17 protein-coding genes, 1 tRNA gene and 3 rRNA genes are annotated in these 23,496 nt (G+C 55.6%); 13 read left to right on the forward strand and 8 right to left on the reverse strand.

Going from position 1 to position 23,496, the window contains the following annotated elements; translation table 11 throughout:
* Nucleotides 1–4 precede the first annotated feature (4 nt).
* From fis to prmA, 3 genes are all read right to left on the reverse strand, one after another.
* Nucleotides 5–310 carry a DNA-binding transcriptional regulator Fis gene (gene fis / locus J8Z22_RS02065; protein WP_028109733.1) on the reverse strand — a complete coding sequence of 102 codons (306 nt, stop codon included), beginning with the start codon at nucleotides 308–310 and terminating at the stop codon, nucleotides 5–7.
* A 26-nt stretch (nucleotides 311–336) separates the two neighbouring features.
* On the reverse strand, nucleotides 337–1,296 hold the full coding sequence (gene dusB / locus J8Z22_RS02070) for a tRNA dihydrouridine synthase DusB (protein WP_028112881.1): 960 nt from the start codon (nucleotides 1,294–1,296) through the stop codon (nucleotides 337–339).
* 196 nt (nucleotides 1,297–1,492) lie between these two features.
* On the reverse strand, nucleotides 1,493–2,374 hold the full coding sequence (prmA, locus tag J8Z22_RS02075) for a 50S ribosomal protein L11 methyltransferase (RefSeq protein WP_028112882.1): 882 nt from the start codon (nucleotides 2,372–2,374) through the stop codon (nucleotides 1,493–1,495).
* A gap of 270 nt (nucleotides 2,375–2,644) precedes the next feature.
* Between prmA and J8Z22_RS02080 the strand changes: the two genes are divergently transcribed.
* From J8Z22_RS02080 to J8Z22_RS02090, 3 genes are read left to right on the forward strand one after another with little or no spacing between them, the layout of a single operon-like run.
* The gene (locus J8Z22_RS02080) at nucleotides 2,645–3,346 is read left to right on the forward strand and encodes a fumarate reductase cytochrome b subunit (RefSeq protein ID WP_028112883.1); all 702 of its coding nucleotides are present in this window, start codon (nucleotides 2,645–2,647) and stop codon (nucleotides 3,344–3,346) included.
* Between the two features lie 12 nt (nucleotides 3,347–3,358).
* Nucleotides 3,359–5,311, forward strand: coding sequence for a fumarate reductase flavoprotein subunit (locus J8Z22_RS02085; RefSeq protein WP_252008520.1), 1,953 nt, complete (start codon nucleotides 3,359–3,361; stop codon nucleotides 5,309–5,311).
* Nucleotides 5,308–6,039, forward strand: coding sequence for a fumarate reductase iron-sulfur subunit (locus tag J8Z22_RS02090; RefSeq protein ID WP_028112885.1), 732 nt, complete (start codon nucleotides 5,308–5,310; stop codon nucleotides 6,037–6,039). The genes J8Z22_RS02085 and J8Z22_RS02090 overlap by 4 nt, the downstream gene beginning before the upstream one ends.
* A 48-nt stretch (nucleotides 6,040–6,087) precedes the next feature.
* Here the strand turns inward: J8Z22_RS02090 and maoP are convergent, their stop codons facing one another.
* Nucleotides 6,088–6,453: a DUF413 domain-containing protein gene (gene maoP / locus J8Z22_RS02095; RefSeq protein WP_252008522.1), complete on the reverse strand. Its 366-nt coding sequence runs from the start codon at nucleotides 6,451–6,453 to the stop codon at nucleotides 6,088–6,090.
* 207 nt (nucleotides 6,454–6,660) lie between these two features.
* On the opposite strand from maoP, the gene J8Z22_RS02100 reads away from it, so the two are divergent.
* The 3 genes from J8Z22_RS02100 to J8Z22_RS02110 all read left to right on the forward strand — a co-directional run bounded on the left by J8Z22_RS02100 (nucleotide 6,661) and on the right by J8Z22_RS02110 (nucleotide 8,393).
* Complete coding sequence (locus J8Z22_RS02100; RefSeq protein ID WP_035415772.1) at nucleotides 6,661–7,002, forward strand: DUF3302 domain-containing protein; 342 nt, start codon at nucleotides 6,661–6,663, stop codon at nucleotides 7,000–7,002.
* A 1-nt stretch (nucleotide 7,003) separates the two neighbouring features.
* Complete coding sequence (locus J8Z22_RS02105) at nucleotides 7,004–7,999, forward strand: HlyD family secretion protein (RefSeq protein ID WP_252008525.1); 996 nt, start codon at nucleotides 7,004–7,006, stop codon at nucleotides 7,997–7,999.
* A 115-nt stretch (nucleotides 8,000–8,114) separates the two neighbouring features.
* Nucleotides 8,115–8,393: a winged helix-turn-helix domain-containing protein gene (locus J8Z22_RS02110; protein WP_252008526.1), complete on the forward strand. Its 279-nt coding sequence runs from the start codon at nucleotides 8,115–8,117 to the stop codon at nucleotides 8,391–8,393.
* A gap of 73 nt (nucleotides 8,394–8,466) precedes the next feature.
* On the opposite strand, the gene udp is transcribed toward J8Z22_RS02110, so the two are convergent.
* Nucleotides 8,467–9,231, reverse strand: coding sequence for a uridine phosphorylase (gene udp / locus J8Z22_RS02115; RefSeq protein WP_028112889.1), 765 nt, complete (start codon nucleotides 9,229–9,231; stop codon nucleotides 8,467–8,469).
* A 536-nt stretch (nucleotides 9,232–9,767) separates the two neighbouring features.
* Here udp and J8Z22_RS02120 point away from each other — a divergent pair.
* The 4 genes from J8Z22_RS02120 (at nucleotide 9,768) to J8Z22_RS02135 (ending at nucleotide 14,905) form a co-directional block, all read left to right on the forward strand.
* Nucleotides 9,768–11,324 (forward strand): 16S ribosomal RNA (locus J8Z22_RS02120).
* A 362-nt stretch (nucleotides 11,325–11,686) separates the two neighbouring features.
* Nucleotides 11,687–14,575 (forward strand): 23S ribosomal RNA (locus tag J8Z22_RS02125).
* Nucleotides 14,576–14,667: 92 nt separating this feature from the next.
* Nucleotides 14,668–14,782 (forward strand): 5S ribosomal RNA (gene rrf / locus J8Z22_RS02130).
* Together the 16S, 23S and 5S rRNA genes with 1 tRNA gene alongside form the textbook arrangement of a ribosomal RNA operon.
* 46 nt (nucleotides 14,783–14,828) lie before the next feature.
* A tRNA-Asp gene (locus J8Z22_RS02135) sits at nucleotides 14,829–14,905 on the forward strand.
* 1,768 nt (nucleotides 14,906–16,673) lie between these two features.
* Here the strand turns inward: J8Z22_RS02135 and J8Z22_RS02140 are convergent.
* The 3 genes from J8Z22_RS02140 to J8Z22_RS02150 all read right to left on the reverse strand — a co-directional run bounded on the left by J8Z22_RS02140 (nucleotide 16,674) and on the right by J8Z22_RS02150 (nucleotide 19,868).
* Nucleotides 16,674–17,522, reverse strand: a complete 849-nt coding sequence (locus tag J8Z22_RS02140; RefSeq protein ID WP_252008528.1) for a DNA ligase — start codon at nucleotides 17,520–17,522, stop codon at nucleotides 16,674–16,676.
* A gap of 91 nt (nucleotides 17,523–17,613) precedes the next feature.
* Nucleotides 17,614–18,291: a DJ-1/PfpI family protein gene (locus J8Z22_RS02145; RefSeq protein ID WP_051252868.1), complete on the reverse strand. Its 678-nt coding sequence runs from the start codon at nucleotides 18,289–18,291 to the stop codon at nucleotides 17,614–17,616.
* A gap of 203 nt (nucleotides 18,292–18,494) precedes the next feature.
* Nucleotides 18,495–19,868, reverse strand: coding sequence for a hypothetical protein (locus J8Z22_RS02150; RefSeq protein WP_252008531.1), 1,374 nt, complete (start codon nucleotides 19,866–19,868; stop codon nucleotides 18,495–18,497).
* A gap of 461 nt (nucleotides 19,869–20,329) precedes the next feature.
* Between J8Z22_RS02150 and J8Z22_RS02155 the strand changes: the two genes are divergently transcribed.
* The 3 genes from J8Z22_RS02155 to J8Z22_RS02165 all read left to right on the forward strand — a co-directional run bounded on the left by J8Z22_RS02155 (nucleotide 20,330) and on the right by J8Z22_RS02165 (nucleotide 23,475).
* Nucleotides 20,330–20,905 carry a thiol:disulfide interchange protein DsbA/DsbL gene (locus tag J8Z22_RS02155; RefSeq protein WP_252010437.1) on the forward strand — a complete coding sequence of 192 codons (576 nt, stop codon included), beginning with the start codon at nucleotides 20,330–20,332 and terminating at the stop codon, nucleotides 20,903–20,905.
* An 8-nt stretch (nucleotides 20,906–20,913) separates the two neighbouring features.
* Complete coding sequence (locus J8Z22_RS02160; protein WP_028114364.1) at nucleotides 20,914–21,534, forward strand: disulfide bond formation protein B; 621 nt, start codon at nucleotides 20,914–20,916, stop codon at nucleotides 21,532–21,534.
* A 150-nt stretch (nucleotides 21,535–21,684) separates the two neighbouring features.
* Nucleotides 21,685–23,475 carry an aryl-sulfate sulfotransferase gene (locus tag J8Z22_RS02165; RefSeq protein WP_252008533.1) on the forward strand — a complete coding sequence of 597 codons (1,791 nt, stop codon included), beginning with the start codon at nucleotides 21,685–21,687 and terminating at the stop codon, nucleotides 23,473–23,475.
* The last annotated feature ends 21 nt before the right edge of the window (nucleotides 23,476–23,496 follow it).

Below are 23,496 nucleotides of genomic sequence, written 5' to 3' on the forward strand. Positions count from 1 at the left end.
GCTCTTAGTTCATGCCGTACTTTTTCAGCTTCTTGCGCAGAGTACCACGGTTGATGCCCATGATGTTGGCTGCGCGAGTCTGGTTACCGCGGGTGTACTGCATGATGATGTCCAGCAGAGGCTGCTCTACTTCGCACAGTACCATCTCGTACACTTCTGAGGCTTCTTGGCCGTCCAGCTGCGCAAAGTAATTGCTTACGGCGCGTTTAACGGAGTCGCGTAACAGTTGAGGCTTAACGGTACCGTTAGGAGTCTCGATTTGGCCTACTGTCAGTTGTGCTTCTGGATGGGAGTTCTGCTGATCAAACATACTGCCTTGCTCTTCAAATAAATTTGTTAAACCTGGTCAAAAAAACGCGTCAACGCTTCGACTTGCGCTGTGGCACTTTCTAAACGATTAAAATCGCTTCGCACGGCGTCCTGCTGCTGATGCGACAGATACCACCCCACGTGTTTACGGGCGATGCGAAGACCGCGCTCGTCGCCGTAAAACCCGTGCAGGGTATCCAGATGCTCTAGCATGATGCCCCGCACTTCTTCCTGATTGGGGGCCGCTAACTGGGTACCGGTGCGAAGAAAGTGGTCAATCTCTCGAAACAGCCATGGCCGTCCCTGCGCCGCACGACCAATCATGATCGCATCGGCGTTGGTGTCGGTCAGGACCTGACGCGCTTTCTCCGGACTGTCGATGTCCCCATTGGCGATTACCGGTATCGACACCGACTGCTTAATGGCAGCGATGGTGTCGTATTCCGCGTGCCCTTTGTACATGCACTGTCGAGTGCGACCGTGCACGGCCAAGGCCGCGATACCGTGCTGCTCAGCCAATTGAGCGATATCAACGCCATTTCGATGTTCTGGATCCCAGCCGGTGCGGATCTTCAGGGTCACCGGTACGTCTACGGCCCCTACGACCGCATCCAGTATTCGGCTGACTCTGTCGGGTTCCCGCATCAACGCGGACCCAGCCATCTTCTTATTCACTTTTTTTGCCGGGCAGCCCATGTTGATGTCAATGATCTGGGCACCGCGTTCGACATTCAAACGGGCGGCCTGAGCCATTAACTCTGGTTCTGCACCTGCGATTTGCACTGAACGAATTCCATCTTCGCCACTGTGGTCCATCCGCGACCGCGATTTGTCCGTATCCCAAACCCTGGGATTCGATGACAACATCTCAGACACGGCTAACCCTGCGCCTAATCGGCGACACAGCGTTCGGAAAGGAAGATCAGTAACACCTGCCATAGGCGCCACGATCAGCTGGTTGTCCAGTTGATAGGGTCCAATGCGCATGATTAAAAATCTCCTCGTACGTTCACGAGGGAGCGCATGTTACTCCTTTTTGGCAGTGGTGGGAAGGTTAATAAATGTACGAGAAGTAATTTTTTTGCTTGACATTGATCTAGGATCATCAATGTTAACAGGCTGGCCGAAGTAAGTGGGTGCTCACATACTTCGGCGGCCCTATTTTCTGGTCGTTTTTTAGGCGTTATTTCTTCACGCCGCTGATTCGACACCAATCTTCCATAAAGGCGGTGTCATCCAGCTCGAACCACTGACTGTAAATTTTGCGAAGGTCGTCATTCTGCTCCTGCAGCAAACCGGACAGAGCCAGCTTGCCACCGGGCTTCACCAGCGCGGCGATCACCGGCGCCAGTTCCCGCAGCGGACCGGCCAGGATGTTGGCGATCAGCACGTCGGCCTGCACCTGTTGCGGCTGGTCTTTGGGCAGGTACAGCGACAGCCGATCGCTGACGCCATTGCGGCTGGCGTTGTCGTTACTGGCGGTCAGGGCCTGTGGGTCGATGTCGATGCCGACGCAGTGCTTGGCACCCAGTTTCAGTGCGGCTACTGCCAGAATGCCGGAGCCACAACCAAAGTCGACCACCTGCTTGTCGGCCATCTCCAGGCCATCGAGCCACTCCAGGCACAGGGCGGTGGTGGGGTGAGTACCGGTGCCGAAAGCCAGGCCCGGGTCCAGCAGTACGTTGACCGCTTCTGGCTCCGGGGCTTCGTGCCAGCTTGGGCAGATCCACAACCGCTTGCCAAACTGCATTGGCTTGAAGTTGTCCATCCACTCCCGCTCCCAGTCCTTGTCTTCCAGGGCTTCCACTTTATGGGTGAAGCCTTGGCCCAGCTCGGGCTGCTGCTCCAGCAGGGCGACAATCTGCTTCATGTCGGTAATGGCGTCGTACAGGCCAATGACATCGGTGTCACCCCAGAGGCGGGTTTCCCCTGGCATCGGCTCAAACACCGGAGTGTCCTGAGCGTCGACAAAGGTCACGGAGACGGCACCGGTTTCGGTCAGGTGGTCGCCAATGGTTTCGGCCTGCTCGCCGCTGGTGTTAATGCGGATTTGAATCCAAGGCATAGTGTGCTCGGTATCTAAGCTATGAGAATGGCGCTTATTGTATGCGACAACGGCCTTGGCTGCACCCAACGAGCGGTCTAACCCTTTAGCCAATAGCAGAATCGTCGAGCTTTTGTTCGAATTCGGGGCTTTTGTGATTGATTTCACATGAGCTGAATTCGGCTTGGTGATCTTGATCAATAGATGGCACTTTACTCCTTAACGAGTGCGGTTTCGGACTTTATGTTTGTTGCTCCTCGTACTGACCCTACAACAATAATAGGTTTGACTATGACCCCTAAAGGAGTAAGCGGTCGCACTGCGGCGCGATTGGATCGCTGGCAAGGGCTATCCGGCGCGGCACTGGCTGCCTTCCTGCTGTTCCACCTGCATTTCGAGTCCAGCATTCTGTTCGGTAAAGAGGCGTTTTACCGGGTAGTGCGCATTCTCGAGGCGGGTTTCCTCGACCCTGCCGGTCACGGCTTTCCGGCCTTGACCGTACTGGTGGCACTGACTCTGTTTGTGCTGCTGCTGATTCATGCCATCACCGCCCTGCGACGTTTCCCTCAGAAATACCGTCAATGGAAGGCGTTGAAACAGCAAGCGGTGACCTTTCCGCACCTGGACACCCGCTTATGGCTGGTGCAACTGATCACCGGCTTTTCGCTGTTCTTCCTGGTGCCGGTGCACCTGCTGGGGGTGATGCTCGATCCCGCTGCCATCGGTCCCAACCAGTCGGCTTACCGCATCGTCGAGCAGGGCTTTGGCTGGCTCTATCTGTTGTTGATGCCCGCGGTGGTGCTGCACGCGGTCATCGGCGTATACCGACTGGCACTGAAATGGTTTGGTGACAAAGTCAGCCGCGGCGTCAGCCAGAAGCTGGCCCTGGCCATCGGCCTGTGGCTGCTGCTGATCGGCACCGCCAGTCTGGTGACCTGGCTGATCGTCGGCCAGTCGCTGACACTCCCCGTTACCCCCTACAGCCCCAACTAAGGAACAATAATAATGAAAACGATCTATACCGATGCCCTGGTCATTGGTGGCGGGCTGGCCGGACTGCGGGTGGCCATTGCCTGTAAGGAGCGGGGCTTGGATACCCTGGTGTTGTCGCTGATCCCGGCCAAGCGTTCCCACTCGGCGGCGGCTCAGGGTGGCATGCAGGCCAGCCTGGCCAACAGCATCAAAGGCGAGGGGGACAACGAAGACGTTCACTTCCATGACACCGTTAAGGGCTCTGACTGGGGCTGCGACCAGAACGTGGCACGGATGTTTGCCCAGGTGGCGCCTAAGGCCGTGCGCCAGGCGGCGGCCTGGGGCGTGCCCTGGAGCCGGGTGAATAAGGGCGATCGCACCGCCATTGTCAACGCCGAAGAGGTCACCATCACCGAGCCGGCGGAAGCCCATGGCCTGATCACCGCCCGTGATTTCGGTGGTACCAAGAAGTGGCGTACCTGCTACACCGCCGATGGCACCGGCCACTCCATGCTGTACGCCATGGACAACAAGGCCATCAGCCTGGGCATTCCGGTGCACGAACGCAAAGAAGCCATCGCCCTGATTGAAGACGGTGAGCGCTGCCACGGCGCCGTGGTTCGGGATCTGATCACCGGCGAGCTGGTGGCCTACCTGGCTCGTACCACCACCATCGCCACCGGCGGTTACGGCCGGCTGTGGTCGGTGTCCACCAACGCCATCATCTGTGAAGGCACCGGTCAGGGCATCGCCCTGGAAACCGGCAAGGTGGCGCTGGGTAACCCGGAAGCGATTCAGTTTCACCCCACCGCCATCGTACCGGTCGGTATCCTGACTACCGAAGGGTGCCGTGGTGATGGGGGCTTATTGCGCGACAAAGACGGCTACCGATTTATGCCGGACTACGAGCCGGAGAAGAAGGAGCTGGCTTCGCGAGACGTGGTGTCCCGGCGCATGACCGAACACATGCGTAAAGGCAAAGGGGTGGACAGCCCCTACGGCCCGCACCTGTGGCTGGACATTACCCTGCTGGGGCGCGAGCACATCGAAAAGAACCTGCGCGAGGTGCAGGAGATCTGCCAGTACTTCCTCGGCATTGACCCCGCCGAGGAGTGGATTCCGGTGCGGCCGACCCAGCACTACTCCATGGGCGGCATTCGCACCAATGAGCAGGGCGAAGCGCCGCACCTCAAAGGGCTGTTCTCGGTGGGCGAGGCCGCCTGCTGGGACATGCACGGCTTTAACCGCCTCGGTGGCAACTCGCTGGCAGAGACGGTAGTGGCAGGCATGATCGTCGGCGAGTACGTGGCCGACGCCTGTCAGAGCTATCCTATGGGGAGCCATGCTCTGGGTGAGCAGGCGGTGTCCGCTCAGAATCAACAGATCGATGCATTGCTGGCCGGTGAAGAGGGGGAAAGCCCGTTTGCCCTGCGCGAGCACATGGAAGCGATCATGATGGACAAGGTGGGAATCTTCCGCAGCGGTGACGAGCTGGCCAAGGCGGTGTCGGAGCTGCGCGATCTGGTGCGCCGCTCCGATAACCTGGTGGTGATGAATAAGAAGCGTCACGCCAATCCGGAGCTGGTGGCGGCGATTCGGATTAAGAAGATGCTGAAGGTGGCGCTGTCGGTGGCGTTGGCTGCTGAGGCTCGCACCGAATCCCGTGGCGCCCACTCCCGCGAGGATTACCCGCAGCGCAACGACCGTGACTGGTTGAAGCGGTCGTTAGTGTTCTGGGGTGAGGACAACCAGCCGCGACTGGAGTACGAAGATCTGGACGTGATGGCGATGGAGCTGCCACCCGGCTATCGGGGTTACGGTGAAAACAACGCCATCCCCCATCCGGATACCGACAAGCGTGAGGCGGAGGTGGCGGCCATTGCGGCCCGGTTCGAGGACCGACATCAGCGCCAGCAGCAGACCATGGACTACCAGTTGCCAGAGAAATTTATGCCTAAGAACCAGCGCCGAGGAGAGCTATCATGAGCCGAATCCTGACGTTCCGCATCTTCCGTTTCGACCCTCAGGTGCCGGGTGAAAAGCCGATGACCCAGGAGTACCAGTTACAGGAAGCCCCGGGGATGACGGTGTTCATCGCCCTCAACCAACTGCGGGAGCAGCAGGACCCGTCGTTGCAGTTCGACTTTGTCTGTCGGGCCGGCATCTGCGGCAGCTGCGCCATGGTGATTAACGGGGTGCCGACGCTGGCTTGCCGTACCCTGACCAGCAACTACAAAGACGGCGTGATCACCCTGATGCCGCTGCCGGGCTTTGAGCTGATTGGCGATCTGTCGGTGAACACCGGCAAGTTCATGCGCCAGTTGTCGGAGCGGTTGCAGGCCTGGTTGGTGCCCAGCGATGCCAATGAAGACATGCACCGGCTGGAGCGCCCCATGGACCCGGCTCTGGCAGACGCCATCTACGAGTCAGAGCGCTGCATCGAGTGCGGCTGCTGCGTGTCGGCCTGTGCCACCGCGCAGATGCGCGAAACCTTTGTCGGTGCCGTTGGCTTTAACAAGGTGGCCCGCTTTGCCCTGGACGATCGCGATGCGCGCAGCGCCGACGACTACTACCACATCATCGGCGACGAAGATGGCGTGTTCGGTTGCATGACCCTGCTGGGTTGTCAGGACACCTGCCCCAAGGATCTCGACCACCAGGGACAGATCGCCTACCTGCGGCGTCAGTTAAGCCGCAGTCAGCGCATCCTGTAACGCCGCCAAGACGATCAAAAAAGCCAGCAATGATGCTGGCTTTTCTTTTTAGTCTAACTCGATGAGGTCGTCGTCCTCGGCGGAGACACTCTCATCCTCCTCCTCGCCCGCGACCGGCGCCTTGGAGCTCATGGTAAACAGCTTGCGACGCTGGCTTTTGGCAATGTACTTGGTCCAGGCCTGTTCCAGCTTGTTGTCGGCAGGGCGTTCACCTTTGGCCACGGCCACGAACTGTTGTTCCTGGGCGCTGGCTGGGGTCTGAGTGCCCTCTGCCAGGGCGCGCAGGCGCTGTCCGTAGTGTTCCAGCAAGGCGGCTTCATTCAGGGTGAAATGGCCAGATCGGGCGAATCCCCGGGGAAAGTGTTTGTCATCGAAGAAGCGACCGGCAGCCTGAAATCCTTCAATTTGGTTCATGACATTCTCTCTCGTTGTTCAGTCAAACTACGCCCGTTGTTGTAGGGCAATTAATCGATAGATTTGATGGCGTTTTCAAGACACTTTTATTACTGCGACGCGGGGCATTTGGCAAGGGCATAGCGCACATTTGAATAGTCATATTTGTGCTGTATGTATTCCGGATTGTGTTATGTTTAAAAAACGTTAACTCACCGTAGGTGCCTTATGTTTTTGGACTATTTTGCTCTCGGTTTGTTGTTTTTTGTGGGATTGGTGTTGTTCTACGGGGTCATCGTGATCCACGACATCCCCTACGAAATCTCCAAAAAGCGCAACCACCCTCACCAGGACGCCATCCACGTCGCCGGTTGGATCAGCCTGTTTACCCTGCATACCATCTGGCCGTTCCTGTGGATCTGGGCCACCCTGTATCGCGAAGAGCGCGGCTGGGGCTTTAAGGCACTGGCGGAGAGCGAAGCCGCACTGGAAGTCAAAGTGGCCGAATTGGAGCAGCAGCTCAGCAGCCTGCAGGCACAGGTGGCCGACATGAACAACAAGGAGCAATGATATGGACCTGTTATTGATCCTGACCTACACCGCCCTGTGTGTGGCCATCTTTAAGATATTCAACATTCCGCTGAACAAGTGGAGCGTGCCCACCGCGGTACTGGGCGGCGTGGTGCTGATCGGCACCCTGTTGCTGTTGATGAACTACAACCACCCGTTTACTCCATTGGCACGGCACGTGTTTGTGACCACTCCCATTGTGCCGTCGGTGCGGGGACCGGTGACCGAAGTGCCGGTGCAGCCGAACGTGTTGCTTAAGCAGGGCGATGTGCTGTTCCGCATCGACGATACCCGCTACCGGGAAGTGGTGGGCGAGAAGACCGCCACCGTCCGCGCCGCCACCGCCGATCGCGACCGCACCAAGGGGGAGTACCTGAGGTACAAAGAGGGCTACGACAAAGGCGGTGCCTTCACCCGTTCGGAACTGGACATTCGTGAGCAACTCTATCTGGCCGCCGAGGCCAAGTTGAAAGCCCGCCAGGCAGAGCTGACCAAGGCGGAATATGATCTCAGCGAGACCGTGGTTCGGGCCCCCACCGACGGATACGTCAGCCAGGTGGCGCTGCGCCCGGGAATGATGGCGGTACCGCTGCCGCTGCGACCGGTGATGGTATTCATCAACCGCCAGGATTCGGCCTTTATCGGTGCCTTTAACCAGAAGTCGCTGCTGAAGATTCGCAAAGGCTTCGAGGCCGAAGTGATCTTCGAAGCGGTGCCGGGAAGGGTATTCAAGGCCGACGTCAGTCAGGTGATGCCGAACATTGGTGAAGGCCAGTTCCAGGCCCAGGGCACCTTGTTTACCACCGAGCGCTTCCGCCTGAATGGCCGGGCCTTTGTCGAGGTTAAGGTTCAGGACGATCTGAGTCAGTACGATCTGCCCGATGGTGCCAACGCCGAGATCGCAGTTTACTCCGACACCTTTACCCACGTCTCTATCATTCGCCGGGTATTGCTGCGGATGAAGAGTTGGCAGAACTACCTGTTCTTTGAGCACTAAAGTGTGCCGGCCCAGTCACTCTGGGCCAGCATTGATTGTTGGTTTCACAGAAATCTGATAGACCCTAGTCAGGGTGTTGCCGTCGGGATGGCAACCACAATAAGGAAAGCGCACCATGTTGAATCCAACTTTCAGCCGCCGTTTGCTGTTGCTGCATGAGATCGACCAACACGATAAGGCCAGTGTGCCGGAGTTAATGAAGAGTCTGGGCTGGCCACGGCGAACCCTGCAGGACATTATTAAGGCGCTGCCGGGTCTTGGGGTGCAGATTGAGTTTGTCGAAGATGGCGTCCGCCATAATGACGGCCACTATCGCATTACCGACTGGGGGCCAATCAATCCGAAATGGGTTAAGGCGCAGTTGACCGAACTGCAGCAGTCGATTCAGGCCTGACGACGGAATCGCAGAGATAAAAAAAGCTTCGACCCCAGGGTCGAAGCTTTTTTATGTGCGCAGCCGAAACGGCTTAGCTTTCGGCAACCATGCGACGGGCCGCATCAACCACGATGGAAACCGCAGCAGACTCGGTCTTCTTCATGGTGGCTTCGTCTGGGATCTCTTGCTGGGTGCGGTTTACGATCACACCGGCAACGCAACCTGCGTACAGCTTCTGGCTGGCACACATGGTCAGCAGGGTGGCGGATTCCATCTCGTAGTTGAGAACGCCCATGTCCTGCCACTCCTTCATGGAGCCCTGGAAGCGCTTGGTGACCCGACCCGATACGGTGTCGTAACGCTCCTGGCCAGGGTAGAAGGTGTCGGACGATGCGGTAACGCCGACGTGAGGTTCGTGACCCAGTTCGTTGGCGGCGTTAACCAGAGCGGTGGTGCAGGCGAAGTCGGCCACGGCTGGGAACTCCAGTGGAGCGAAGTGCTGGCTGGCACCGTCGAGGCGAACTGAACCACTGGTAACGATAACGTCACCCACATTCACGTAATCCTGAATGGCGCCGGTGGTGCCGACACGCAGGAAGGTGTTCACGCCCAATTGAGCCAGTTCTTCCACTGCAATAGAAGTAGAGGGGCCGCCAATACCGGTGGAGCACACGACCACAGGTTTACCGTCGAGGAAGCCCAGGTAGCTGGTGAACTCTCGGGTGGCCGCCAGGAAAGTGGGGTTCTCCATCAGCTCGGCAATGCGCTTCACACGCTCTGGATCGCCCGGAACGATGGCCACTTTGGCACCCTGCAGCATCTCTTTGTCTAAACCAAGGTGGAATACTTTACTCATGGTCGTTTCCTTAATTGATAAAAATGGCTTGGCAGTTATTAAATGTGAAACTGATTTTCGTAATTAAACAACATTCAGTCCACATCTTTGTAGACCCATGTAGCATAAATAGCCGATTTCGACGCGCTTGCCTGTGATCTAAGCACAAAAAAGGTAAGTTTTACGCCTGAAGGTCAAAAAAAAGCCAGTTGAATTTTTTTCAGCAAATAGCCCTTGCGTTCCGCTGGGGGCTCCCTATAATGCGCTTCCTGTCGACGGGGCACAGCGGCTTACTTCGTTAAGCACTGAGCAACAATTCGACACTCGGAAAAGCCTTTGAAAATAACGCTTGACGGGGATTGAGGAAAGCGTAAGATACGCAGCCTCAGCAACGGGAACCACGGTTCGGTTGCAACGTTCTTTAACAATTAGTCAGACAATCTGTGTGGGCACTCGCGCAGGATTGATATCTCATATATCAATGTTGCACTGAGTGACTATAACAAGTTAATTCAGTAATTCATTGAGTCGAAGTTTTCGGACTTCAAAAAACTTTTTAATTGAAGAGTTTGATCATGGCTCAGATTGAACGCTGGCGGCAGGCCTAACACATGCAAGTCGAGCGGAAACGACAACAAAGATTCTTCGGATGATTTGTTGGGCGTCGAGCGGCGGACGGGTGAGTAATGCTTAGGAATTTGCCCAGTCGAGGGGGATAACCATTGGAAACGATGGCTAATACCGCATACGCCCTACGGGGGAAAGAGGGGGATGCTTCGGCACCTTTCGCGATTGGATAAGCCTAAGTGAGATTAGCTAGTTGGTGAGGTAAAGGCTCACCAAGGCGACGATCTCTAGCTGGTTTGAGAGGATGATCAGCCACACTGGAACTGAGACACGGTCCAGACTCCTACGGGAGGCAGCAGTGGGGAATATTGCACAATGGGCGCAAGCCTGATGCAGCCATGCCGCGTGTATGAAGAAGGCCTTCGGGTTGTAAAGTACTTTCAGCGAGGAGGAAAGGTTAGTAGTTAATACCTGCTAGCTGTGACGTTACTCGCAGAAGAAGCACCGGCTAACTCCGTGCCAGCAGCCGCGGTAATACGGAGGGTGCGAGCGTTAATCGGAATTACTGGGCGTAAAGCGCATGCAGGCGGTTGATTAAGCGAGATGTGAAAGCCCCGGGCTTAACCTGGGAACTGCATTTCGAACTGGTCAACTAGAGTCTTGTAGAGGGAGGTAGAATTTCAGGTGTAGCGGTGAAATGCGTAGAGATCTGAAGGAATACCAGTGGCGAAGGCGGCCTCCTGGACAAAGACTGACGCTCAGATGCGAAAGCGTGGGGAGCAAACAGGATTAGATACCCTGGTAGTCCACGCCGTAAACGATGTCTATTAGGAGTCTGTGCCCTTGAGGCGTGGGTTCCAAAGCTAACGCATTAAATAGACCGCCTGGGGAGTACGGCCGCAAGGTTAAAACTCAAATGAATTGACGGGGGCCCGCACAAGCGGTGGAGCATGTGGTTTAATTCGATGCAACGCGAAGAACCTTACCATCTCTTGACATCCACGGAAGCTTAGGGAGACCTGAGTGTGCCTTCGGGAACCGTGAGACAGGTGCTGCATGGCTGTCGTCAGCTCGTGTTGTGAAATGTTGGGTTAAGTCCCGCAACGAGCGCAACCCTTGTCCTTAGTTGCCAGCACGTAATGGTGGGAACTCTAGGGAGACTGCCGGTGATAAACCGGAGGAAGGTGGGGACGACGTCAAGTCATCATGGCCCTTACGAGATGGGCTACACACGTGCTACAATGGTCGGTACAAAGGGTTGCCAGCTAGCGATAGTGAGCCAATCCCATAAAGCCGGTCGTAGTCCGGATTGGAGTCTGCAACTCGACTCCATGAAGTCGGAATCGCTAGTAATCGTAGATCAGAATGCTACGGTGAATACGTTCCCGGGCCTTGTACACACCGCCCGTCACACCATGGGAGTGGGCTGCAAAAGAAGTGGGTAGTTTAACCGTTCGCGGAGGACGCTCACCACTTTGTGGTTCATGACTGGGGTGAAGTCGTAACAAGGTAGCCCTAGGGGAACCTGGGGCTGGATCACCTCCTTACGAAACAGATACGGTTTTGCGTTGAGTGTTCACACAGATTGTCTGAAATCATCCTAACGGATGATTTTGGCGTTTTTGCTTATGGCAAAAACTTGCTCTTTAACAATTTGGACAAGCTGATAAATTTCTCGAGATATTTGCAATTTTTGCAAGTGCCTTGAATATCTGGCGATAAATTAACGTATTGGTTGTTTAATCGATTAATACAAACCCGAAAAGACCGTTTCGCGACGGGATTTTGGTTTCAGGTTAGGCGAGATTTGAGCGAGTGAGGGAGTTAACGTCCGTTAATGACCGACACGAGCGAAAAACTCAACGACACCTGAGAGCAAAAGAACCAGCGAAACCCATTGGGGTTGTATGGTTAAGTGACTAAGCGTACACGGTGGATGCCTAGGCAGTCAGAGGCGATGAAGGACGTAGTAACTTGCGATAAGCGATGATTAGGCAGTAACAGCCACTTGAGTCATCGATTTCCGAATGGGGAAACCCGGCCACGTAAGTGGTCACTGTGCACTGAATACATAGGTGTATGGAGCGAACCAGGGGAACTGAAACATCTAAGTACCCTGAGGAAAAGAAATCAATTGAGATTCCCTAAGTAGCGGCGAGCGAACGGGGATTAGCCCTTAAGCGCAGAGGGTGTTAGTGGAACGGTCTGGAAAGTCCGGCGATACAGGGTGATAGCCCCGTACACGAAAACTAACTTTGCGTGAAATCGAGTAGGACGGGACACGTGATATCTTGTCTGAACATGGGGGGACCATCCTCCAAGGCTAAATACTCCTGACTGACCGATAGTGAACCAGTACCGTGAGGGAAAGGCGAAAAGAACCCCTGTGAGGGGAGTGAAATAGAACCTGAAACCGTGTACGTACAAGCAGTGGGAGCCGACTTGTTCGGTGACTGCGTACCTTTTGTATAATGGGTCAGCGACTTACATTTTGTAGCGAGGTTAACCGCATAGGGGAGCCGTAGGGAAACCGAGTCTTAACTGGGCGAATGAGTTGCAAGGTGTAGACCCGAAACCCGGTGATCTATCCATGAGCAGGTTGAAGGTTGGGTAACACCAACTGGAGGACCGAACCCACTAATGTTGCAAAATTAGGGGATGACTTGTGGATAGGGGTGAAAGGCCAATCAAACCGGGAGATAGCTGGTTCTCCTCGAAAGCTATTTAGGTAGCGCCTCGTATCTCACCATTGGGGGTAGAGCACTGTTAAGGCTAGGGGGTCATCCCGACTTACCAACCCTTTGCAAACTCCGAATACCAATGAGTGCAATTACGGGAGACACACGGCGGGTGCTAACGTCCGTCGTGGAGAGGGAAACAACCCAGACCGCCAGCTAAGGTCCCAAAGTTCTAGTTAAGTGGGAAACGATGTGGAAAGGCTCAGACAGCCAGGATGTTGGCTTAGAAGCAGCCATCATTTAAAGAAAGCGTAATAGCTCACTGGTCGAGTCGGTCTGCGCGGAAGATGTAACGGGGCTAAACTAGACACCGAAGCTGCGGATGCACACTTGTGTGCATGGTAGAGGAGCGTTCTGTAAGCGGTTGAAGGTGTGTCGAGAGGCATGCTGGACGTATCAGAAGTGCGAATGCTGACATGAGTAACGTTAAAGCGGGTGAAAAACCCGCTCGCCGGAAGACCAAGGGTTCCTGTCCAACGTTAATCGGGGCAGGGTGAGTCGACCCCTAAGGCGAGGCCGAAAGGCGTAGTCGATGGGAAACGGGTTAATATTCCCGTACTTCTTCTTACTGCGATGGAGTGACGGAGAAGGCTAGGCCAGCGCACTATCGGATGTGCGTTTAAGGTTGTAGGCTGTGTGTTTAGGCAAATCCGGACACACATTAGGCTGAGAGCTGATGACGAGGTGCTACGGCACTGAAGTGGTTGATGCCATGCTTCCAGGAAAAACTTCTAAGCTTCAGGTAAGAAGGAATCGTACCCCAAACCAACACTGGTGGTCAGGTAGAGAATACCAAGGCGCTTGAGAGAACTCGGGTGAAGGAACTAGGCAAAATGGTACCGTAACTTCGGGAGAAGGTACGCCGCTGACGGTGATGGGACTTGCTCCCTAAGCTGTTGGCGGTCGCAGATACCAGGTGGCTGCAACTGTTTATCAAAAACACAGCACTGTGCAAACTCGTAAGAGGACGTATACGGTGTGACGCCTGCCCGGTGCCGGAAGGTTAATTGATGGGGTTATTCTTCGGAAGAAGCTCTTGATCGAAGCCCCGGTAAACGGCGGCCGTAACTATAACGGTCCTAAGGTAGCGAAATTCCTTGTCGGGTAAGTTCCGACCTGCACGAATGGCGTAATGATGGCCACGCTGTCTCCACCCGAGACTCAGTGAAATTGAAATTGCGGTGAAGATGCCGTATACCCGCGGCTAGACGGAAAGACCCCGTGAACCTTTACTACAGCTTGGCACTGAACATTGACCCTACATGTGTAGGATAGGTGGGAGGCTTTGAAACCATGTCGCTAGATGTGGTGGAGCCGACCTTGAAATACCACCCTTGTAGTGTTGATGTTCTAACTTAGGCCCCTGAATCGGGGTTGAGGACAGTGCCTGGTGGGTAGTTTGACTGGGGCGGTCTCCTCCCAAAGAGTAACGGAGGAGCACGAAGGTTGGCTAAGTATGGTCGGACATCATACGGTTAGTGCAATGGCATAAGCCAGCTTAACTGCGAGACAGACACGTCGAGCAGGTACGAAAGTAGGTCATAGTGATCCGGTGGTTCTGCATGGAAGGGCCATCGCTCAACGGATAAAAGGTACTCCGGGGATAACAGGCTGATACCGCCCAAGAGTTCATATCGACGGCGGTGTTTGGCACCTCGATGTCGGCTCATCACATCCTGGGGCTGAAGTCGGTCCCAAGGGTATGGCTGTTCGCCATTTAAAGTGGTACGCGAGCTGGGTTCAGAACGTCGTGAGACAGTTCGGTCCCTATCTGCCGTGGGCGTTTGAGAATTGAGAGGAGCTGCTCCTAGTACGAGAGGACCGGAGTGGACGAACCTCTGGTGTTCCGGTTGTCACGCCAGTGGCATTGCCGGGTAGCTAAGTTCGGAATCGATAACCGCTGAAAGCATCTAAGCGGGAAGCGAGCCTCAAGATGAGTTCTCACTGGGACTTTAAGTCCCCTGAAGGGCCGTGGAAGACTACCACGTTGATAGGCAAGGTGTGTAAGCGTTGTGAGGCGTTGAGCTAACTTGTACTAATGACCCGTGAGGCTTAACCATACAACACCCAATGGGTTTTGATATCCCAGATAGTTAAGCGCTTGCAAGAATGCAAACGAGAAAACAGCTTGTGCGAATTGATACAGTTTTTGTCTGACGACAATAGCGCTGTGGCCCCACCTGATCCCATGCCGAACTCAGAAGTGAAACACAGTAGCGCCGATGGTAGTGTGGGAGTTCCCATGTGAGAGTAGGTCATCGTCAGACTCCCTTTTAGAGAATCGACGCAGTCGGTTGTCTACACAGATTGTGCGGAGTGGTAGTTCAGTTGGTTAGAATACCGGCCTGTCACGCCGGGGGTCGCGGGTTCGAGTCCCGTCCACTCCGCCAACAAACGAAATAGCCCTGACCTTTTGGTCAGGGCTTTTTTCGTTTCTGCGGTTTGAAAAAGCACCGCGCCGATCAGTCGTCACCAATCCGGCCCAATAGCACCGTCGCCCTTGCGAACACGAGGGCCCAGTGTCTTGGTTTTGAGTACGGTGAACAAAGCCACTGGGTACCCGCGTGCGCGGGCACGACGGAGGGAAGGTTGCCGTTGCGGTGCCAACGAGCAGTACCGATCTCTGCCGATAGCCCTGACCTTTTGGTCAGGGCTTTTTTCGTTTCTGCGGTTTGAAAAAGCACCGCGCCGATCCGTAGTCACTAATCTAACCCAATAGCACCGTCGCTCATTGCGAACGCGAGGGCTCAGTGTCTTTGGTTGTGGTTTGGGGAACGTAAGACGCTGGATTCTCGCCTGCGCAAGAATGACGAAAGGCACAGCCACTGGGTACCCGCGTGCGCGGGCACGACGGAGGGATGGCTGGGGTTGCGGTGCCAACGAGCAGTACCGGTCTCTGCCGATAGCCCTGACCTAACGGTCGGGGCTTTTTTCGTTTCTGCGGTTTGAAAAAATGCACCGCGCCGATCTGTCGTCACCAATCTGACCCAATAGCACCGTCGCCCTTGCGAACGCGAGGGGCCAGTGTCTTTGGTTTTGAGTGCGGAGAATAAAAGCCACTGGGTACCCGCGTGCGCGGGCACGACGGAGGGATGGCTGGGGTTGCGGTGCCAACGAGCAGTACCGGTCTCTGCCGATAGCCCTGACCTAACGGTCGGGGCTTTTTTCGTTTCTGAACCTGAAAAAATACAGAGCGCTGCTCGGTTACTTTTTACCTTAACAATAACCACCGTCGCCCTTGCGAACGCGAGGGCCCAGTGTCTTGGTTTTGAGTAGGGTGAACAAAACCACTGGGTACCCGCGTGCGCGGGCACGACGGAAGGATGTTTGGGGTTGGTGGGGTAACTAACTGCACCGAGCTCTGCCGATAGCCCTGACCTAACGGTCGGGGCTTTTTTCGTTTCTGAACCTGAAAAAATACAGAGCGCTGCTCGGTTACTTTTTACCTTAACAATAACCACCGTCGCCCTTGCGAACGCGAGGGCCCAGTGTCTTGGTTTTGAGTAGGGTGAACAAAACCACTGGGTACCCGCGTGCGCGGGCACGACGGAGGGATGGCTGGGGTTGCGGTGCCAACGAGCAGTACCGGTCTCTGCCGATAGCCCTGACCTAACGGTCGGGGCTTTTTTCGTTTCTGAACCTGAAAAAATACAGAGCGCTGCTCGGTTACTTTTTACCTTAACAATAACCACCGTCGCCCTTGCGAACGCGAGGGCCCAGTGTCTTGGTTTTGAGTAGGGTGAACAAAACCACTGGGTACCCGCGTGCGCGGGCACGACGGAGGGATGATTGAGGTTGGTGTGGTAACTAACTACACCGATCTCTGCCGATAGCCCTGACCTAACGGTTAGGGCTTTTTTCGTTTCTGCGGTTTGAAAAAATGCACCGCGCCGATCAGTCGTCACCAATCCGGCCCAGTAGCACCGTCGCCCTTGCGAACGCGAGGGCCTAGTGTCTTTGGGTCTGGTTAGGTGCAAGGAAAGCCACTGGGTACCCGCGTGCGCGGGCACGACGGAGGTTATTTGAAAGTGGGTTGTAGCGGTTAGCTCCGAACGTTGAGGCGGGCTCGGCAGCAAGTGTTCCACAACACCCAAAACGTGTCGCCCTTGCGAACGCGAGGGGCCAGTGTCTTTGGTTTTGCTGCGTGCCCAAAAGCTGTTAAAGCATCGGGTGGGGCCTTAGGTAACGGGCGAAACGGGGCAGGCCGGCGTCGGTGGTGCCGTTGTAGCGGTAGGTGATGACGGTGCCGATGGCGGGAGGGTTCTGGCGCTCGGCATCGCTGAAACCACTGCCGATGCGAAAGCGGCGTCCATCCTGGGTTTCTACCTCTACCGCGCCCAGCATGCCCTGGTATTTGCCTTTGCCTTCCTGGTGGGCCACCACTACCGCCTCGGCATCCTGATAGCTCTTGTATTTCAGCAGTTGGCTGGAACGGCCGGGCAGGTACAGGTTGTCTTTGTGGTGCAGCATCAGTCCCTCGCCCCCTAACTCGGTTACCAGTTGCAGTTGTTGCTGTAATGCATCGGGGCTGCTGATCGGTCGCTGCTCAACAACCTCAATGAAGGAGCGGTCGATGCCACGAGCAATGGCTTGAAGGCGTTGATAGCGCAGTTGAAACGGCTCGGTGCCCATGGGCAGATCAAACAGGTACAACCCCACCTGGCGCCACTGTTTTTCGTCGGGTTGTTGGTCGCGCACTATGGACATCAGGGTCTGGAAGCGACCCCGGCCCATCCACAGTTCGCCTTCCAGTTCGATGGCCGGCAGCGGGGCGGTAAACCAGCTTGGGGCGTGGATGCGTTCTCCGCTGCGACTCCATAGGGTGCTGCCATCCCAATAGGCTCGAATGCCATCGAGCTTTTCGCTGACCAGGTACTGACTTAAGTCTAGGGACTGTGGGTAGTCAGAAGCCAGCATCAGTGTCGGGGCCTGGGCGGTGGCGGTGAAGGGGTAGTGACTGAACGTCAGGCTCAGGCTGACAGCCAAAGCCAGAGAGTGGCGATTCATAGGGTACCTCCTTGTACACCTAAGCGTGATGTTGCTGGCCTCGAGTCGAGGTGTCTTACCGAATCAGTGTAGTCGCTTTTACTCCGTTCGCTTACGCGTCAATGGCGAAGGGGTCGTTGTTTGGGTCGTCGTTCCACTGATACTCGGCCAGGGTGGCAATGCGGTCTGCTTCGGCACGGCCACGGTATTGGCTGATCAGGGCCAGGGCCGCGTCGGTGCCGGCAGAAACCCCCGAGGAGGTGATGAACTGGCGATCATCGACCCAGCGGGCCCGGGTTTGCCACTGTACCTTGTGGTTGAGGCTACGCACCCACTCAAACGCCTGCTTGTTGCTGGTGGCCTTGTAGCCTTCCAACAGAGGAGTGGAGGCCAGCAGTGCCGAACCGGTGCACACCGAGAAGACCTTGTTGGAGACATGACACTGCCGGGTCATCCACTCCAGAAACACTTCATCTTTTACCAGGGCACGGGTCCCCATACCGCCGGGAATAATAAACAGATCGCAGTGATGCACCTGGTTGGTGTCCAGGTCGGCCACGACCTTTGGCCCCTGATAGCTGCGAATGATGCTGCGGGAGCCGACCAGCTCAATGTTGACCCCTTTCATGTGGCCCAGCATCTCGATGGGGCCGTGCAAGTCCAGGGTTTCATAGTCATCAAACACCAGGGCGACAATGCGAAATGTGTCGTGATTGCTGCTGGCATAGAGAGGCAGGGAAGCGGCGGCCATTGAGGCGGAGGTCGCCATAAGGAATTGTCGTCGGTTCATGCTGATGTCCTGGTTGGGTACGATGTGCCCCTGTATTCAGGGTGTTGTCAGCGAAGAGAGTAGCCTAGTGCGTTCAGCCTGGGTACAGGCGTGGGCAAAAAACACGCGGTTTTTCAGGTGCCAAAGCGTTAGTGAATGTGTCGAATTGAGGGGATGTTTCACAAATGTAGGCGGATAACTCCATTTGTTCCGCCTTTGGGGGGTTAATCGTTACTGCAGTTGTCTCGGCTGACAAAGCTCTGCAAGACCAGAGGACCGAACTGATCACCGGTATTCAGAGGCACTGAGCAGGAGGTATGCAAATCCAGAGTCTGCTGCAGGCCATCGGCAGTCAGCAACAGCTTGGTCTGAGCCGGCAGGCGTCCTGCTCGGCCACCGGTACCGTTCGCAACCACCACCAGGTTACCGCCCTTGGCGACGCTGGGGGTCAGCACCAGGATGTCGCGCTGCGGTTGATCGAGGCGGAACTTGTGTTGGAAAGTGGCCACATTGATGTTGTCGGCGTTGTTGAGATCGCCGGTGCACTTGAAGTCGTCCCCTTGGTCATTGTCTGAGGCCGCACAACTGCCACCGACGTAGGTAAAGGTAAGTTGCTTTGGCCGACACTCACAGGCGTTTTGCTGCTCCTGAGGCGTTGACAAACCCGCGGCCACCCAGACGAATGACGCCGGATCGATGGTTTTGCTGCCGTCCGGGTTCAGCACGGTGAGGGGGTCTACATAGGGATCGGTTTCCGACAGAATCTCAATCTCGATGAAATCGACGCCGGCGGGAATGGGCACGTTACGAATGTAATCGTCCCACTCGTCGCCTTGGTTGCTCATCAGAGCGTTGGCGTCACGAATTTCGTTGGCCGGATTGTCGCCCACGCGAATCACGACCACCGAGGGGCGATCGTTACCGGTCTGGCCGTCACCTTCTACGCTGGCGACGAACATCGACAGGTTGGCGAAACGCTCGCTGCCGCTGGGGGCGAACTCAAACCGCACTGGAACGGTTGAGCCCAGCGTCTCGGAGAACTTGTCGGTGCCGGGGTAGTTGCGTTCCCACCATGCGGCGTCGTGGCCATCTTTCAGTTGCAGGGCATTGGATGAGCTATCGCTGTAGATCAGCATGATGCCTGCACCATTTTTACCGTCATCACCAAAATCCGGATTGGGTAGAGCGATGTCGTCCAGGCCAGAGATCAACAGGGTATTACTGCCCGGCTGTACCAGGTTTAAAGCGGTAATGTCGGCTCGAATGGTGGCGCTGTAGGCGTTATAGAACGAGATGCTGGGGCTGCCGCCAAACCCTTCGACATACTCACCAATCACCTCACCGGTGACCATGGTTGGGGCGCCGGAGCCGACCCGCTCCACATCAATATCAAGATCATAGCCGGTGTCTTCATCGAACACTTGCCAGTACAACAGAACCCGTTCGATGGTTTCGCCGCTGTTGACGGTAATGCTGATGCTGCCGGGAGTTTCCGGCAGCGAGTGCAGCCCGGTGCCGGCGATGCGGATCTTGCTGCCCCGTTGCAGGGCCTCTATTAACATCTGATTGCCGGCGGTGTTGGCCACATCCCCCAGCATCTCATTGCCTTCTGAGAAGCTGGACGGGGAGAGAAGCAGAGTGGAAGAGAGTAGTAGGGCTGATATAGACCCTTTAGATAAGCGATAAAGGGTTGAATTCATAACATACTCCTTTCAATGCGTGACGTTGGTACGTCTGAAAAGACCCAAGGAGTATAGTCATTGTCTTACTTTTGGCGAGGTGAATGGCTTACTTTTTTGTGGGCGTGAATTTCGGGCTCGGCAAGGATGTGTCACAGCGCGCTGGTGCCCGGTAAAATACCAATTGCTGATATTAGATTATTTAATATCAACCTGAAAATACTGCACTCCATTGGAATTATTGAAAGCGGATTTTTGATGTAATTTTCGTCGTGAGCAAGATCACTAATTGATTTTTATCCGACCATAGAATGAACTCAACACTTAAAACAGGGTTGGGAAATAAAATGAAAAAACTCATTGTCGCATTATCCATGGTTATGGCGTTTGGTGCTTCTGCCGCTAATTATAAAGAGGGGGTTCATTATCAGGTTTTAAAATCTGAGTCTTTTAATGCGCCTAATTCCGTTGTCAAAATCTATTCTGTAAATTGCCCGTTTTGTTATAAATATGAATTGGGCGTTATTCCAAACATGGTAAAAAACCTGCCCGAAGGAATGACGTACGACGCCTACCACATCACTACTAAACCGCCCTTTGGCAAAGAGAAAGCCAGTGTGATTGCGGTGGCCAAAACACTGGGCCAGGACCAGTACAAGAAAGTGAAGATGGCCTACTACGCCCGGTACCACGATCAGAAGCTCAAGTTCGATACCGCCGGCGAAGTGATCGACTTCGGCATTAACCTGCTGGGCATCAGCCACAGTGAGTTCGACGCCAAACTGGCTTCAGACTCGGTGGTGGCGCTGCTCAAGCAGTGGGATCAAGGGGTGGAGATTGCCAAGATTCAGGGCATTCCGGCGCTGGTGGTGGATGGCAAATACCTGATTAACACCAAGTCCATTACCTCGCTGACCATGTTGGACGACCTGGTTGCCGAGCTGGCCCAGAAATAGGAGGCGGTATGGAACTCATTAAACAAGGCTTTTCTGACTTGAAAGCCTCTCCAATGGACACCCTGATGCTGTGGCAGCGACAGCGATGGATATGGCTGTTGATGAGCTCGGCGGCGGCGTTTTTGATTCTCTCGGCCATGTTCTATTTCCAGTGGTTTTTGGAGATGGACCCGTGCGAAATCTGCGTCTACATCCGTTTCAGCCAGTTTTGCATCTTCTTTGCTGGCCTGCTGATTGCCATTAAGCCCGACAACCAGATTCTAAAGGCGTTGGGGCTGCTGCTGGCCTGGTACGGGGTGGTGCGAGGCATGGCCTGGTCCATTGAGCTGCAACAACTGCATATCACCGCCCACGCCCTGGCGGATGCCATTAGCCAGGGGGGCGACCTGTTTGCCGCCGGTGGTGGCGGTGCCGCTTGCTCTACCGAGCCAACGTTCCCACTGGGCCTGCCGCTTAATGAATGGTTCCCGTATGAATTCCAGCCCTCCGGTATTTGCGGTGAAGACGACTGGAGTCTGCTGGGCATGAATATGGCTGACTACTGCGTGATTGCCTATAGCGTGTTTATGGTGGCGCTGGCCTCGGTATCGGTTGCCTGGATTAAAAGCATCATCAAAAAACAACAATAAGCTCGTCCCTGCACTGCTTGGCGGGTCCGCCCGTCCTTTTTATACCCGCTGTCGATGACTGTTCTTTGTCTCACTGTGCCATTCAGTGGGGCTGGATAAGTGCGGCCGGTCGACAGCAACAGACTTAAATATGAAAACTGGATGACTATTATGAAAAAACACTTAATTTCACTTTCTGTTGTGGCGGCATTGGGAGTGTCGACGTTGGCCACCACGGTGAATGCGGCAGGCTTTAAACCTGCCCCGGCGGCGGGCAATCTGGGCGCCATGCTGGTCAACCCCTATGGAAACTCACCGCTGACCGCCATCCTGGATCTGGGTGGCAAGTTCCCCACCGACGTTAAGGTTGAGGTACAGGGCAAAGGCAAAAACGGCGTGGCGATTCGCTATCCGGTCGGGCCCCAGACTATCAACACCTACGACGGTATTCCGGTGTTTGGCCTGTATGCCAACTTTAAGAACACCGTGACCGTGTCTTACCAGCTGCAGGGCAAGCCGGTGTCGGAGACCTATCAGGTGCTGACCGGCGCCATCAGCAACGACTACCTGGACAACCGCAACATCACCGCCATGCAGGAAGTGAAGGTGAAAACCGTGGCCAAGGGCTTTGAAGACCGGCTGTACATGGTGAACTCGCACACCTACAACCAGCAGGGCTCCGACATTCACTGGGCCGGCGAAAAGGGCAAGAGCGCCGACATGTTCCAGTCCTCGCCCGCCAAAGGGGCACTGCCGTTTGAAAACCCGCCGATGACCTACGTGGTCGACACCCAGGGGGAGGTGCGCTGGTGGCTTAACCAGGACGCGGTCTACAACGCCGCCGACATTGACATCAATAAGCGCGGTTACCTGATGGGGTTCCATGACACCGGCCATGGTGGTTACTCTTTCGTGCAGGGCCAGCGTTATGGCTCCTTTACCCTGCTGGGTAACGTTAACTCCCGCCGTTTGCCTCGCGGCTACATCGATGCGTCTCACGAGCACAACCTGATGCCTAACGGCCATTCACTGGTGCGGGCGGCCAAGTCGAACTACGTCAACCAACAGGGTGACCTGGTACACACCGTACGTGACCACATCCTGGAGTTGGACAAGGACGGCAACCTGGTGGACGTATGGGTGTTGCCACAAATTCTCGACCCCTACCGCGATGCGCTGTTGGAAGCGCTGGACATGGGCGCGGTGTGCCTGAACGTCGACATGGACCACCAGGGTGAAACCGCCGAGATGAAGATCGACGCCCCCTATGGCGACATTCCCGGCGTGGGTGCCGGTCGCAACTGGGCCCACGTCAACTCGGTGGATTACGACCCTGCGGACGATTCCATCATCGTGTCGCTGCGACACCAGGGGGTGATGAAGATTGGCCGCGACAAGCAGGTGAAGTGGATCCTGTCGCCGTCTGAAGGCTGGAACAAGGCGCTGGCGCCGAAGTTGCTGACGCCGGTGAATCACAAGGGCAAGGCGATCTCCTGCACGCCTAAGGGCAAGTGTGAGCAAGGCTTTGACTTTACCTACACCCAGCACACCGCCTGGCTGAACCACGACAAGCATCGCCTGACGGTGTTCGATAACGGCGATGGCCGCGGCCTGGAGCAGCCGGCACTGCCCAGCATGAAGTACAGCCGCTTCGTCGAATATAAGATTGACGAAGCCAAGGGCACGGTGGAGCAGACCTGGTCTTACGGTAAAGACCGCGGTTACGAGTGGTACAGCCCGATCACCTCCAACGTGGAGTACCGCAAAGACCACAACACCATCTTCGGATTTGGTGGCTCCATCAACCTGTACTCTCCGGGGGAGCGCACCGTGGGTAAGATCAACGAAATCGATTACGACACCAAAAAGGTCAAGGTCGAGATCGACGTGCTGTCAGACAAGCCCAATACCCCGCACTACCGGGCATTGATTGTGAACCCCACCAGCCAGTTTGGTCAGTAACCGTCGGAGAGTCACCCCGAG

The organism is Ferrimonas sp. SCSIO 43195, assembly GCF_023716685.1.
Classification (GTDB): Bacteria; Pseudomonadota; Gammaproteobacteria; order Enterobacterales; family Shewanellaceae; genus Ferrimonas; species Ferrimonas kyonanensis.